Origin of the sequence: Brevundimonas sp., from assembly GCF_046299535.1 — a bacterium.
GTDB lineage: Bacteria > Pseudomonadota > Alphaproteobacteria > Caulobacterales > Caulobacteraceae > Brevundimonas.
Window position 1 is genome coordinate 21,021 of record NZ_JBKBIB010000013.1, and the last position, 12,518, is coordinate 33,538.

General features: G+C 68.7%; 15 protein-coding genes. 6 read left to right on the top strand and 9 right to left on the bottom strand.

Annotation, left to right across the window (positions count from 1 at the left end; all coding sequences use genetic code 11):
* The first annotated feature begins 14 nt into the window (after positions 1–14).
* The 5 genes from ACK4FB_RS11645 (at position 15) to ACK4FB_RS11665 (ending at position 3,905) form a co-directional block, all read left to right on the top strand.
* Positions 15–776, top strand: a complete 762-nt coding sequence (locus tag ACK4FB_RS11645; protein ID WP_409752251.1) for an SPOR domain-containing protein — start codon at positions 15–17, stop codon at positions 774–776.
* Entirely contained in the window at positions 776–1,834 is a 1,059-nt protein-coding gene (gene nagZ / locus ACK4FB_RS11650; RefSeq protein WP_409752254.1) for a beta-N-acetylhexosaminidase, read from the top strand. Before ACK4FB_RS11645 ends, nagZ begins: the two co-directional genes overlap by 1 nt.
* A complete protein-coding gene (locus ACK4FB_RS11655; protein ID WP_409752257.1) occupies positions 1,831–2,655 on the top strand; it encodes a segregation and condensation protein A in 825 nt (274 codons plus the stop codon). The genes nagZ and ACK4FB_RS11655 overlap by 4 nt, the downstream gene beginning before the upstream one ends.
* Entirely contained in the window at positions 2,652–3,308 is a 657-nt protein-coding gene (gene scpB / locus ACK4FB_RS11660; RefSeq protein WP_409752260.1) for an SMC-Scp complex subunit ScpB, read from the top strand. The genes ACK4FB_RS11655 and scpB overlap by 4 nt, the downstream gene beginning before the upstream one ends.
* Positions 3,309–3,509: 201 nt before the next feature.
* Entirely contained in the window at positions 3,510–3,905 is a 396-nt protein-coding gene (locus ACK4FB_RS11665; RefSeq protein ID WP_409752263.1) for a hypothetical protein, read from the top strand.
* A gap of 12 nt (positions 3,906–3,917) precedes the next feature.
* Here ACK4FB_RS11665 and ACK4FB_RS11670 read toward each other — a convergent pair whose 3' ends face one another.
* The 7 genes from ACK4FB_RS11670 to ACK4FB_RS11700 all read right to left on the bottom strand — a co-directional run bounded on the left by ACK4FB_RS11670 (position 3,918) and on the right by ACK4FB_RS11700 (position 10,453).
* Positions 3,918–4,340, bottom strand: a complete 423-nt coding sequence (locus ACK4FB_RS11670) for an acyl-CoA thioesterase (protein ID WP_409752266.1) — start codon at positions 4,338–4,340, stop codon at positions 3,918–3,920.
* Positions 4,341–4,342: 2 nt separating this feature from the next.
* Positions 4,343–4,690, bottom strand: a complete 348-nt coding sequence (gene grxD / locus ACK4FB_RS11675) for a Grx4 family monothiol glutaredoxin (protein WP_409752269.1) — start codon at positions 4,688–4,690, stop codon at positions 4,343–4,345.
* A gap of 115 nt (positions 4,691–4,805) precedes the next feature.
* A complete protein-coding gene (locus tag ACK4FB_RS11680) occupies positions 4,806–5,717 on the bottom strand; it encodes an aldo/keto reductase (protein WP_409752272.1) in 912 nt (303 codons plus the stop codon).
* 2 nt (positions 5,718–5,719) lie between these two features.
* On the bottom strand, positions 5,720–5,959 hold the full coding sequence (locus ACK4FB_RS11685) for a BolA/IbaG family iron-sulfur metabolism protein (RefSeq protein ID WP_409752275.1): 240 nt from the start codon (positions 5,957–5,959) through the stop codon (positions 5,720–5,722).
* Positions 5,960–6,017: 58 nt separating this feature from the next.
* Positions 6,018–7,409, bottom strand: a complete 1,392-nt coding sequence (locus ACK4FB_RS11690; protein ID WP_409752278.1) for a cytochrome P450 — start codon at positions 7,407–7,409, stop codon at positions 6,018–6,020.
* 4 nt (positions 7,410–7,413) lie between these two features.
* Entirely contained in the window at positions 7,414–9,612 is a 2,199-nt protein-coding gene (gene purL / locus ACK4FB_RS11695) for a phosphoribosylformylglycinamidine synthase subunit PurL (RefSeq protein WP_409752281.1), read from the bottom strand.
* Positions 9,613–9,661: 49 nt separating this feature from the next.
* Positions 9,662–10,453 carry a hypothetical protein gene (locus tag ACK4FB_RS11700; RefSeq protein WP_409752284.1) on the bottom strand — a complete coding sequence of 264 codons (792 nt, stop codon included), beginning with the start codon at positions 10,451–10,453 and terminating at the stop codon, positions 9,662–9,664.
* Between the two features lie 140 nt (positions 10,454–10,593).
* Here ACK4FB_RS11700 and ACK4FB_RS11705 point away from each other — a divergent pair, with 140 nt between their 5' ends.
* Positions 10,594–10,836 (top strand): hypothetical protein, encoded by a 243-nt coding sequence (locus ACK4FB_RS11705; protein ID WP_409752287.1) that lies wholly within the window; start codon positions 10,594–10,596, stop codon positions 10,834–10,836.
* A 3-nt stretch (positions 10,837–10,839) separates the two neighbouring features.
* Here ACK4FB_RS11705 and ACK4FB_RS11710 read toward each other — a convergent pair whose 3' ends face one another.
* Both ACK4FB_RS11710 and ACK4FB_RS11715 read right to left on the bottom strand, forming a co-directional pair.
* Positions 10,840–12,147, bottom strand: a complete 1,308-nt coding sequence (locus ACK4FB_RS11710) for an amidohydrolase (protein WP_409752290.1) — start codon at positions 12,145–12,147, stop codon at positions 10,840–10,842.
* A 70-nt stretch (positions 12,148–12,217) separates the two neighbouring features.
* On the bottom strand, positions 12,218–12,517 hold the full coding sequence (locus tag ACK4FB_RS11715; RefSeq protein ID WP_409752293.1) for a DUF1294 domain-containing protein: 300 nt from the start codon (positions 12,515–12,517) through the stop codon (positions 12,218–12,220).
* Position 12,518: the final 1 nt, after the last annotated feature.

Genomic DNA, 12,518 nt, shown 5'->3' on the forward strand with positions numbered 1-12,518 from the left:
ACCTGGAACGCGCCATGTCCTACGACGACAACAACCGAAACGACCCCGACCGCGGCGCCTATACGCCCCCGGACGACGATGACCTGCCGTTCCGCCGCGGAGGTTTCGATGCGCGCGGGCCGGAGCCCAGGAAGCCCATTCCCATGATGCTGATCATCAGCGTGGTGGTGCTGCTGGTGCTTCTGGCGGCCATTGGGCTGATCTACGGCCTGGGCGGCGTACGGTCGCCGGGCGATGCGCCGCCGGTTGTCGGGGAGTCGCTGGGCGATCTGACCGGCCCCGCGCCTGTGGACGCCCAGCCGGTGGACCCGGAAGGGGACATCACAGCCTATGACGCGGCGCCCCAGGGAGAGACGCCGCAATTCGCGCCGCCGCCGGAAGAGGTTCAGCCTCGGCCCGAGCCGGAAGCGGAAGCCGCGCCCCTGCCGCCGGCCCGCGTGCCTGAGACGACCCGCCCCGCCGCCGCCGCGGACGCCGCGCCCCCGCGCACGGAGACGGTTCCGGATCGCGCTGCGACCGCCCCGACGCCGACGACAGGAGGCTCTGCGGTGCAGATCGGGGCCTTCTCCTCGCGGGACGTGGCCGACCGTGAGTACGCCGCTGTGGCCGCCGCCTTCCCCGAATATGCGCGGGGCCGAACCAAGGGCGTGGAGCAGGTGACCAGCTCTTCGGGCTCGACCCTGTACCGCACCACCTTCAACGGCTTCTCGCGCGAGCAGGCGACAGCCTTTTGCGCCGCGCTGAGGAACGCCGGGCGCGACTGTCTGGTCCGCTAGTGAGTTCGGCGGCGATCTATGGGTGTGAAGGCCCGGTGCTGGGCGAGGAGGAGCGACGCTTCTTCCGCGAGGTCCGGCCCTGGGGCTTCATCCTGTTCCGTCGCAATGTGGAGACGCCCGATCAGGTCCGGGCCCTGACCGCCGCCCTGCGCGAGTGCGTGGGCCGGGCTGATGCGCCCATCCTGATCGATCAGGAGGGCGGACGGGTCCAGCGCCTGCGCCCGCCCCACTGGCCCGCCTGGCCGCCGGGCGGGGCCTATCTGCAGGCCGCCACCGATCCGCTGGAAGCGCGCGAGCTGGCGCGTCTGGGCGCGCGGCTGATCGCCCATGATCTGCTGGCGCTGGGCGTCACGGTGAACTGTTTGCCGGTGCTGGATACGCCGACGCCGGGCGCCCACGACATCATCGGCGACCGTGCCTACGCCCACGATCCCGCCATGGTGGCCCTGCTGGGCCGTGCGGCGGCCGAAGGCCTGCTGGCGGGCGGCGTCCTGCCGGTGATCAAGCACATGCCGGGGCACGGCCGCGCCACGGCGGACAGCCACCACGCCCTGCCGGTGGTGGCCGACCCCATGAAGACCCTGGACGCCTGGGACTTCGCCCCGTTCCGCGCCCTGTCGGACATGCCCCTGGCCATGACCGCCCACGTGGTGTTCGAGGCCATCGACAGGAAGCGCCCGGCCACCACCTCCCGCAAGGCGGTCCGGCTGATGCGCGACGACGTGGCGAAGGGTGGTCTGGGCTTCGGCGGCCTCATCATCACCGACGACCTGTCCATGAACGCGCTGAGCGGCTCGCTGCGGGAACGGGCCGAGGCCTCGCTGAGGGCCGGATGCGATTTGGTCCTGCACTGCAACGGCAATCTGAACGAGATGCGCGCCGTGGCCGAGGGCGTCGGGCGTCTGAGGGGCGCGCCGGCCAAACGTGCCGAAGCCGCGCTGGCCCGTGTTCCGGCGACGCCCGAGCCGCTGGACGAGACCCATGCCCGCGCCCGGTTCGAGGCGCGTCTGGCGGGACGCATGACGGCGGCGGCCGGCCCGGCGGCGGGTGAGGCATGAGCGAGGAATTCCAGACCGATCTGGGCTTCGACGCCGTGGACGCGGCGCCCGACGACCAGACCTTCGTGGTGGACATCGACGGCTATGAGGGGCCGCTGCACGTGCTGCTGGCGCTGGCCCGCACCCAGAAGGTCGATCTGCTGAAGCTGTCGATCACGAAGCTGGCCGAACAGTATCTGGCCTTCGTGCATGAGGCGCGCAGCCGAAATTTCTCGCTGGCGGCGGACTATCTGGTGATGGCGTCGTGGCTGGCCTATCTCAAATCGCGCCTGCTGCTGCCCCGTAACGAGCAGAAGGCGAAGGACGAGCCGCCCGCCGAACTGATGGCCGCCGCGCTCGCCTTCCGCCTCAAGAAGCTGGAGGCCATGCGCACGGCGGTCGAGGCCATCACCGCCCGGCCCCAGCTGAAGCGCGACGTGTTCACCCGCGGCGATCCGGAAGCCACCGTCATCGTGCCGTCCGACCGGGTGGATGTCAGCCTCTATGATCTGATGGTGGCCTATGTGGTCCAGCGCCGACGTGAGGATCAGCGCCGCTATACCCCCACCCAGCGGGTGGAGGCCTTTGCGCTCGAGGAAGCGCGCGACTGGCTGCGCGAGATGATGCCGAAACTGGCCGACTGGACCCCGCTTGAGAAGGTGGCCCCCACGCGCGAGCGCGGCAGGGAGGGGCCGACCCAGGCCTCCTATGTGGCCTCGACCCTGTCGGCCAGCCTGGAGCTGGTCAAGGAAGGTGCCATGGATGTGCGTCAGACCCGGCCATTCGACGACCTCTATCTGCGCCGCCGGGACATCGGCCAGCCGCTGGAGCTGACCCCGTGACCGTGGAGCCCGATGATCTGGAGCGCCGCATCGAGGCGCTGCTGTTCGCCGCCGCCGCGCCCCTGTCGGTGGAGGAGATCGCCCGCCGCCTGCCTGAAGGCGCCGATGTGGGCGGGACCCTCACCGCCCTGATCGAGCGCTATGCGGGCCGGGGTGTGGAGCTGGAATGCGTGGCGGGCCGCTGGCGCTTCCGCACCGCGCCGGACCTGTCGTTCCTGATGACCGAGGAGCGCGAGGAGCCGCGCCGGCTGTCCAGGGCCGCGCTGGAGACCCTGGCCATCATCGCCTACCACCAGCCGGTCACCCGCGCCGAGATCGAGAGCGTGCGGGGGGTCAGCATCTCCAAGGGCACCCTGGACCTGTTGCTGGAGATGGGCTTCGTGCGGCTGAAGGGGCGGCGGCGGACGCCGGGGCGACCGGTCACCTACGCGACGGCCGACCGCTTCATGGAGCATTTCGGACTGGCCAGCCTGTATGATTTGCCCGGTGTGCAGGAAATGAAGGCCGCTGGACTGCTGGACCTGTCACTGCCTGCCGGCTTCGAAGTTCCTGATCCGTCGCGCGGGGAGGGTGAGGACGAGGATCCGGTCGAGGACGGCGATACGCCCGAATTCGTTCAGGACTTCGTGGAAGAGGACGAGGACAAGGGCTGACACCCTTTCCGATTGTTCACGTGCCTTTGCATGCGCGCCTTGGCAGTATTGCGCATCAAGTCATTCCCGAGGGGCCTTTCCAATGCTTCGTATTCTTCTCATCGCCGCTATCGCCGCGCCCATGCTCTCGGGCTGCATCATCATCGCCACGGATAAGCCGTCCACGCGCGTGATCACCACCAGCGACGATACGAACCGTTGATGCGCGTTCTTCCCTTGGTGCTGGCGGCCCCGCTGATGCTGGGGGGCTGCGTCATCTACGCCAGCGACAGCGGCGAGACGACGACGGTGCGCACCAGTTCCGCAAGCTCTGTCCAGGTTCAGGCCCGCGAGCTGGAAAGTGTTCACGCCGTCCGGTTCGAGCGGGACAGTGCGGTGGTGCGCGTCACCTCCAACGGCTGCACCGACAAGTCCGACTTCCGTGTGGAGATTACGGATGGTGGCGACATGGCAGGGGAAATGACCCTGGTGCGCGCCGAACCGGACCACTGCCGCGCATTGGTCGCCGAGGGCGTTGAAGTGTCCTGGACCTATGCGGAACTGGGCCTCGAGCGCGGTGCGGCGCTGGTGCTAGCCAATCCGCTGGTCGTGCCCTGAATGTGAGGATGGTCAGGCCTCGAATGGCCTGACCATTTCAGGCGGAATGCGGTGGGGGCGCATGGTCGCCGAGTCCACCAGACACCATTCGGACAGGCCCTGGGCGCACAGACGACCCTCGCCATCCTCGATGCGGACATAGCGGGCGAAGCGGGGGCCTTGCGGGTCGCCGACCCATGTGCGGGCCACAGCCGTCGCGCCGGGGGGCAGGGGGCGAAAATAGTCCACCTCGTGCCGCAGGGCGACCCAGGACCAGCGGGCGCGATCCTCGGCGCTGAAGCGGCTGTTCCAGTGGGCCGTGCCCGCTTCCTGCAGCCAGCCCACATAGACCACATTGTTGACATGGCCGTTCTCGTCGATGTGCTCGTCGAGGATAGTCAGGGGCAGGGTGAAGACCTGACGATCCTCGCGCGGGGTCCACGCCTGCCGCGCCACGATCAGGCCTCGCCCAGGACCACGCCCTTTTCGGTCAGGGCCTGCTGAAGCTCGCCCGACTGGAACATCTCGCGCACGATGTCCGAACCGCCGACGAATTCACCCTTCACATAGAGCTGCGGAATGGTGGGCCAGTCGGTGAAGGCCTTGATGCCGTCGCGCAAGGCTTCGTCCTGAAGCACGTCCACGCCGACGAAGGACGCGCCCACATGATCGAGTATCTGCACGACGGCGGCCGAGAAGCCGCAGCGTGGCGCGTCGGGGGTGCCCTTCATGAACAGCACCACCGGGTGTTCGGCCACGGTGGCGGCGATGAAGGCATGGACGGGGTTCTCGGTCGTATCGGTCACGGGAGTTCGCCTGTTCGGGAGGAACCTGTCAGCTAGGGATCGATCAGGGCCCGGTCAAGGCGAGCGGACCCTTTGCCCTCGGCTCGTGACCCCGGTGTGTGCGGAGTCAGGGCGTTCAGGCCGCCGCCATGCGGACCCGGGCCATCTCGATCTGGGCGGCCAGACCGGGGGGTAGATCCCGCTCTGGCACGCTGGCCAGCGCCTCGATGCGCTCGGCGTCGGGGGCGTCCACCATAACCGTGGCGATGGACGGATCGGTCAGGGTGAAGGCCAGGCAGATGTGCTCGGCGCTCCAGCCGTGAGTTTGGTGAAGAAAGGCGAAGGTGCCCGCGCCCGCCAGAGGATCGTGCCGGGGGCGGCCGCCGCCCAGGCCAAACAGGCCCTTTTTCGGCGCATGGACAGTCTCGGCCTTCCTCGCCGTGTCCAGCGCTTCGGGGAAATAGCTATAGGCCATCACCGCCATGTCACGCTCCAGCGCCGCGCGCATGCGGTGGCGGGTCTGCCAGGGCGAGTTCACGTGATAGCTGGTGGCCAGGACGTCGAACGCGCCTGTGGAGACGTAGGCGTCCATGACGTCCCCGTCTCCGGAAATGCCCAGCATGCGGATGCGGCCGGACGTGCGCTGGGCCTTGAGGGCGTTCAGGGCGGTCTGGGGCATCTCGTCCTCTCCCGGCTCGTTCAGCATGGCCAGGTCGATCCAGCCCAGGTTCGAGGCGTGCAGGGTGCGATCGATCGCGCCGGTCAGGGCTTCGGGGGAAAAGTCCCGACCGCCCCGACGGCCGTCGGCCCGGCCCAGACTGACGGAGACCTGGATCAGCTTGCGGTCCACCTCGGACAGCGCCTGGCCCACCGCCTCGGCAAGGACCGGATCGGCGCTGGTCAGATGGATGGTGTTGATGCCGGCCTCCAAGGCCGCAAACACCAGCGCCTGCGCCCGCGAAGGCCCGCCCGCCAGCGTGTCGGCGCCGATGTTCAGGGTGAGGACGGACACAGCAGAACCGGACCGGCCGAGGGGGCGATAGCGCATGGTCAGGCTCCCTGCGGGGCGCTGGTCTCCAGCGCCAGGGCATGAAGTTCGCCGCCCATCTTGCCCTTCAGGGCCGCATAGACCGCCTGATGCTGCTTGATCCGGGGCAGGCCGGCGAAGGCGGTCGAGACGATGCGCGCACGGTAATGGTCACCGTCGCCCGCCAGATCGTGAATTTCGATCTCGGCGTCGGGAAAGGCGTCGCGCAGATGCTGTTCCAGCGTCTCGACAGGCATGGGCATGGGGAATCGGCCTCCGGATAACGCCGTTAAGGATGCTCGATAATCCTTAAGGGGCGGCTTACGCGGTCTTCTGGCGTTGTCTGAGCCGCAGCTCGATGGGCCGGCGGGCGCGAAGCGTCACCTGATGCACAGGGCGGGGCTCGGCGCGCGTGACCGGCTCCACCTGCGCTTCGCGCAGGATGACGGCCAGGGCGACCATGGCCTCCTGCACCGCGAAGCTGGCGCCGATGCACACCCGCGGCCCCGCACTGAAGGGAACATAGGCGTAGCGGTCGACCGCCTTGCGGTTTTCCGGCAGGAACCGCTCCGGCCTGAAGGCGTCGGGATCGTCCCACAGCCGGCGGTGACGCTGCAGCACCCAGGGTGAGATCACCACTGTAGTGCCCGCGCCGATGGCCTGGCCTCCGATCACATCCGCTTCCAGCGCCTTGCGGGCCATGGTCGGGGCGGGCGGGAACAGGCGCATGGTCTCCTCGAAGGCGGCGCGGATCCAAGGCATGCGATCGGCCCAGTCCGGGTGGTCGATGTCGAAGCCGTCCGCCTCGGCCTGGACCCTGGCCATGACCTCGGGCTGGCGTGACAGCAGATGCAGGGTCCAGCCCAGCGCCCGGGCGGTGGTCTCATGCCCGGCCAGGATGAAGGTCAGGATGTTGGCGGCCACCTCGCTGTCACTGAGCCCCCGTCCGCCGCCCTCGTCCCGGGCGGTCAGAAGAGCGGTCAGCAGGTCGGGCGGCGCGGCATGGCCGTGTTCCATGCGCGCGCGCCGGGCGGCGACGAGGGCGGTGACGCGCTTTTCGAAGAAGACCGCCGAGCGGTGGCTGGCGACGCGACCCAGCCGCGGCGCCCAGTCCGGCGCGCCCATCACGTCCAGCGGATCAATGCGGGCCCCGGCGGAAAGAAAGCTGTTGAGGGCGCGCTCGAAGCCGGCGGCCTGTCCCCCCAGATCATCGGAGAACATGGTGGCGGACAGGATGTCAAAGGTCAGGCCAGACAACTCGCTGTCCATGTCCATGATGCGGCCCTGAGGCGCCAGCCGCCATCCGCCGATCCGCGTTTCGCACACCTCGGCCATGCGCCGGGTCAGACCGCCGATGCGGGCCGGGGTGAACAGGGGGGCCATGATGCGCCGGGCGCGGCGCCAGTCCTCCCCTTCGGCCAGCAACAACCCCTCGGCCAGCAGGGGGCCGAGAACGCGCCGTTGAAGGTCGCCCTTCACATAGTTGGCGGCGTTCTCGGTCAGGACATGTCGGACGCCTTCGGGATGGCTGACCACCAGCATTTCGCCAAAGACGCCGCGCCCATGGATTTGCGGCAGCTCGAAGTGCCGGTCCGACCAGATACGCAGGGGATCGCGCCAGCTCAGCCACAGGAAAGCGGGCATGGACAGCGGGCCGCCGGAGCGTCGCGGCGGAACCTGGGGTCTGTAAACCGTGTCCGCCGTGATGCTCATGGGGTCAGCCTTGTATCCAGTCGGGCAGCCAGCCTTCGTGACGGCGACGAAGCTCGGCCAGGGGGATGCTGAACAAGCCCTTCGACGCGAAGTCGGTTCCACCGGCGCGGCCCACCACCGAGGCGTGCAGACCGGCCTCCCGGGCGCCGGCGATCAGCGCGTCGGCGTCCTGAACCGCGACCAGATAACGGGCCTGGTCCTCACCGAAGAGCAGGATGTGGGCGTGCTGCTCGCTGGTGGCGTCCAGCATGACGCCCGTGTCCGACGCCAGGGCCAGATCCGCCGCCGCGCCGATCAGGCCGCCGTCGGACAGGTCGTGCACCACCGTCAGCTTGCCCGCCTCGATCAGGCTGCGCACGAAGTCGCCGGTCTTGCGTTCCATCGCCAGATCCACCGGGGGCGGGGCGCCGTCCTCGCGGCCCAGAACCTCGCGCAGATAAAGGGATGCGCCCAGTTCCCCATGGGTGTCGCCGATCAGCACCAGCGCATCGCCCTCGACCATGCCCGCGAATCCGGTGGTTATGTCATAGTTGGGCAGCAGGCCTACGGCGCCCACGGTGGGGGTGGGTGGAATGGCGACGCCGTTGGTCTCGTTGTAAAGGCTGACGTTCCCGCTCACGACGGGGAAGTCCAGCACGGCGCAGGCCTCGGCCATGCCGTCGATGGCGCGCACGATCTGGCCCATGATCTCCGGGCGCTGGGGATTGCCGAAGTTCAGGTTGTCGGTGATGGCGATGGGGCGGCTGCCCACGGCGGTCAGGTTGCGCCAGGCCTCGGCCACCGCCTGCTTGCCGCCTTCATAGGGATCGTTCTGAACATAGCGGGGGGTGCAGTCCGAGGTGACCGCCAGACCCTTGTCCGTGCCGTGCACGCGGACCACGCCGGCGTCGGCCCCGGTCGAGGAGTCCTGCAGGGTGTCGGCCATCACGTGGCGATCGTACTGCTCCCAGATCCAGCGCTTGGAAGCCATGTCGGGACAGGTGAGGACCTTCAGCACCGCCTCGGTCCAGTCAGCGGGCGCGGGCACGTCCTTCGGGTCGAGGCGCGGGTGCAGAAGCGGCTGGGTCCACGGCCGGTCATACAGCGGCGCGTCGTCGAACAGGGGCGCCAGCGGCACGTCGCAGACCACCTCGCCCTTGTGCTTCAGCACCAGATGGCCGGTGTCGGTGGTCTTGCCGATGACGGCGGCGTCCAGCCCCCATTTCTCGAAGATGCTGCGGCCGTCGTCCTCGCGCCCGGGCTTCAGCACCGCCAGCATCCGCTCCTGGCTTTCGGACAGCATCATCTCATAGGCGGTCATGCCTTCTTCGCGCTGGGGCACCTGGTCCAGGTCCAGCTCGACGCCCACGCCGCCCTTGCCAGCCATTTCCACGGAGGATGACGTCAGGCCCGCCGCGCCCATGTCCTGAATGGCGGCCACGGCGCCCGAGGCCATCAGCTCAAGGGTCGCCTCGATCAGCAGCTTCTCGGCGAAGGGGTCGCCCACCTGCACTGTGGGGCGCTTGGCGTCGGACTCGTCGTCGAACTCGGCCGAGGACATGGTCGCCCCGTGGATGCCGTCCCGACCGGTCTTGGAGCCGAAATAGACCACCGAATGGCCCGGCGCAGGGGCGGCCGAATAGAAGATGGAGTCGGCCCTGGCCACGCCCACGCACATGGCGTTGACCAGGATGTTGCCGTTGTAGCCCCGGTGGAAATTGGTCTCGCCCGCCACGGTGGGCACGCCCACGCAGTTGCCGTAGCCGCCGATGCCGGCCACCACGCCGGTGACGAGGCGGCGGGTCTTCTCATGCTCGGGGTCGCCGAAGCGCAGGGCGTTCAGCAGGGCCACGGGGCGCGCGCCCATGGTGAAGACGTCGCGCATGATGCCGCCCACGCCGGTGGCCGCGCCCTGATAGGGTTCGATGAACGACGGGTGGTTGTGGCTCTCCATCTTGAAGATGCAGGCGTCGCCGTCGTCGATGTCGATGACTCCGGCGTTCTCCCCCGGCCCGCAGATGACGCGCGGCCCCTTGGTGGGGAACTTTCCCAGATGGATCTTTGACGACTTGTAGGAGCAGTGCTCGGACCACATGACCGAGAAGACGCCCAACTCCACCAGCCGGGGCTCCCGGCCCAGGCGGTCGAGGAGGACCTGATATTCGTTTTCGGCCAGGCCGTACTCGGCGGCCAGTTCGGCCATGGTGGGGGTGTGCGCGCTCATGGGCGCGCTTCTAGCGTCCCCGGGGAGTCGTGTCAGCCTCTCGCGTGCGTCAGCGTGCTATGTCGCGCTTCAGGCGGAACACCAGGATCAGGGCGACGATCAAAACCAGCAGCGATGCGGCGAGGGCGGAGAAGCCCAGCAGCGGGTTTCGCTCCTGTTCGGCCACGAACACCGCCATCAGGCCCCAGGCGATGGGGAGGGGATAGGCCATCAGGCGCAGGCGCCATGTCACCAGCAGGGCGGCCGCCACCACGACGCCTACGGCCAGCAGGGCCCAGCCCGTGGGCGGCAGGCCCGGCGGCAGGGCTTCATTGGCGGTGGCGACCGTAAGGACGTTGGCCGCCGTGGCGATGGTCAGCCAACCGGCCAGAAGGCCCAGCGGCCACGCGATCAGCCAGCGGTCGGAATCCCGTGACGGCGCGGCGCGGATCAATTGGGTGCTCATCAGCATGGGCGCGATCAGCACCAGTCCCGACCCGGCGATCAGCACGATTGTGGCTGCGTCCCAGCCGGCCGCCGAGGCGATGACCCACAGGCCGATGCCGAACATGGCCGCCGCCGAGGGCCAGCCCAAGCGGCTCAGTAGATCGCTCTCGCCGGTGCGCGGCAGCACCTGCCAGACTCCATAGGCGATCAGCCAGGCGTAGATCAAACCCCATATGGAGAAGGCGTAGCCCGCCACCCGCAGGGTCTGGTCGCCGTCGGCGGAGAACTCGGCCGGACTCTGGCCCCAGCCCAGCAGCATCTGGCCGTATCCCACGATGGGCGCGAACAGGGCCGCGGCCAGCACGACGTAGCGGCGCATCTGCTGGGCGGAGGTGGGGCGGTTGATGGAGGACATGGCGCGCCTTCGAATGGCTTCAAGCGTTACAGCAACTACGCTTCCGGGCTGTTAAAGGTTGCGACTGCGCTACCGGAACATTCGGCGAGGCCCGAGGTTGCCGCCATGGAGGGCGGACTGTCCGCCCGACGGAGAGCACCATGACCGACAGCACCACCACACCCGAAGATCCCCGCTTCGAAACCGACGAAACCAGGGCTGATCAGGCGAGCCAGCAAGGCCTTGGGCTCGGCGCGCGCGAGCTTGAAGCCCAGCGCGATCCGAACGCGATCCAGGCCGCCAACGCGGAAGACGAAGACCTCGAAAATGATCAGGACGACGCCGACCCCATCGACGAGTCGATCGGCGTTCAGGGGCAGGCGCCGAGCGAAGCCGGCGTCTGAGGTCTAGTCTGCGGCGAACAGCGCCTCGGCCGCGAGCACCATGGCCGTCACCCCGGAAGTGACGGACGGCTCCGGTTCGATGCGGAAGAAGGGCGAGTGGTGGGACGACGCCGTCTCCAGCTCGCCCTGAGCCGTGCCGCCCACCGCGAAATAGACCCCGCGCACGCCCGTGCCCGGCGCGATGAAGTAGGAGAAGTCCTCCGCCCCCATGCCCTCGCGCGGTCGCTCGATCAGGATGTCCTCGCCCATGCCCGCCGCGATGGCCGCGCGCACGATGGCGGCGGTGGGCGTGTCGTTGATGGTCGGCGGTGTGGTCTGGGTCTGCGATCGCGTCACCACCGGCAGCAGATCGTCGGGCACCCCCAGCGCCACCGCCGTGCCCCGCGCCACCCGGTCTATGCCGTCCAGAAGCTGTTCGCGCACCTCGAAATCATCGGAGCGCACGGTCAGCTGCAGGTCCACCCGGTCGGGGATGATGTTGTGCTTGATGCCGCCGTGAATCGAACCGACGGTGATCACGCCGGGGTTCAGGGGCGCGATCTCCCGGCTGACCACCGACTGCAACGACACCACGATCTGGCTGGCCACCAGCACCGGGTCCACGCCCATGTGCGGCGAGGCGCCGTGGGCCCCTACGCCCCGCACCGTGATGTCCACGCTGTCCGAGCTGGAATAGGCGATGGCCTCGGGCACCATGATGCGTCCGGCCTCAAGCCCCGAGGCCACGTGGAAGGCGACGGCGTGATCCGGCTTCGGGAAACGCTCGTACAGCCCGTCCTGCATCATGGTGCGGGCGCCGGAGATGGTCTCCTCCGCCGGCTGGGCGATCAGGATCAGGGTGCCGGACCAGTTGTCGCGCCGCGCCTGCATCTGGCGGGCCGCGCCCACCAGGGCTGTGATGTGCACATCGTGGCCGCAGGCGTGCATGACCGGCTTTTCGGTCCCGTCATGGTCCACCTGCCGCGCTGTGGAGGCGTTGGCCAGGCCGGAATCCTCCGCGATGGGCAGGCCGTCCATGTCGGCGCGCAACATGACGGTGGGGCCCTCGCCGTTGCGCAGGATCGCCACCACGCCGTGGCCGCCCACGCCGGTGGTCACCTCATAGCCCAGCGCCTCCAGCTCCTGCGCCATGCGCGCGGCCGTCTGGACCTCCAGCCCCGACAGTTCGGGGTTGCGGTGGAAGTGGTCCCAAAGGGCCGCCAGATTAGCCTGGTAGTCCTGCGCCACCGCCCGTTCCAGCGCCGCGTCCTGTGCGAAAGCGGGCGAGGCGAGGGCGGCCGCGCAGGCCGCCAGCATCAGCAGTCGTTTCATGGTTCGGTCCCCCTGAATTTTCGGGAGTTTGGTCCGGTGCGGCGTTTCCGGCAACCGGGAGGGGCGGGATTTATCCCCGCGTCGGCCAGACGAGCCATGCCGCGCCACAAACGACGGCAAGCAAATAAAGGGTGAGCAGCAGGCCCAACCAAGTGCGAAAAGGTTCCTTTCGGGTCTTGTGACGCAGGATGTTCTGACCCATCCAGGCGCCCAGCCCGCCGATGAGAACGGCCGCCAGAAGCGTCTGCTCCGAGACCCGTTTCCCCCCGGTCCGCGCCTGAGATTTATCAAAAGCGAACAGGCCGAAAGCAGCAAGGTTGCCGAGCACGACCAGGATGAGAATCCCGTCGATGGCCGACAGCAACCTCATG

Coding starts and splice junctions, on each gene's coding strand:
- ACK4FB_RS11685 (WP_409752275.1), bottom strand. CDS start 5,959: ATGCCCATGCCTGTCGAGACGCTGGAACAGCATCTGCGCGACGCCTTT.
- ACK4FB_RS11655 (WP_409752257.1), top strand. CDS start 1,831: ATGAGCGAGGAATTCCAGACCGATCTGGGCTTCGACGCCGTGGACGCG.
- ACK4FB_RS11700 (WP_409752284.1), bottom strand. CDS start 10,453: ATGTCCTCCATCAACCGCCCCACCTCCGCCCAGCAGATGCGCCGCTAC.
- ACK4FB_RS11690 (WP_409752278.1), bottom strand. CDS start 7,409: ATGAGCATCACGGCGGACACGGTTTACAGACCCCAGGTTCCGCCGCGA.
- purL (WP_409752281.1), bottom strand. CDS start 9,612: ATGAGCGCGCACACCCCCACCATGGCCGAACTGGCCGCCGAGTACGGC.
- ACK4FB_RS11680 (WP_409752272.1), bottom strand. CDS start 5,717: ATGCGCTATCGCCCCCTCGGCCGGTCCGGTTCTGCTGTGTCCGTCCTC.
- ACK4FB_RS11710 (WP_409752290.1), bottom strand. CDS start 12,147: ATGAAACGACTGCTGATGCTGGCGGCCTGCGCGGCCGCCCTCGCCTCG.
- ACK4FB_RS11715 (WP_409752293.1), bottom strand. CDS start 12,517: ATGAGGTTGCTGTCGGCCATCGACGGGATTCTCATCCTGGTCGTGCTC.
- ACK4FB_RS11645 (WP_409752251.1), top strand. CDS start 15: ATGTCCTACGACGACAACAACCGAAACGACCCCGACCGCGGCGCCTAT.
- ACK4FB_RS11665 (WP_409752263.1), top strand. CDS start 3,510: ATGCGCGTTCTTCCCTTGGTGCTGGCGGCCCCGCTGATGCTGGGGGGC.
- ACK4FB_RS11705 (WP_409752287.1), top strand. CDS start 10,594: ATGACCGACAGCACCACCACACCCGAAGATCCCCGCTTCGAAACCGAC.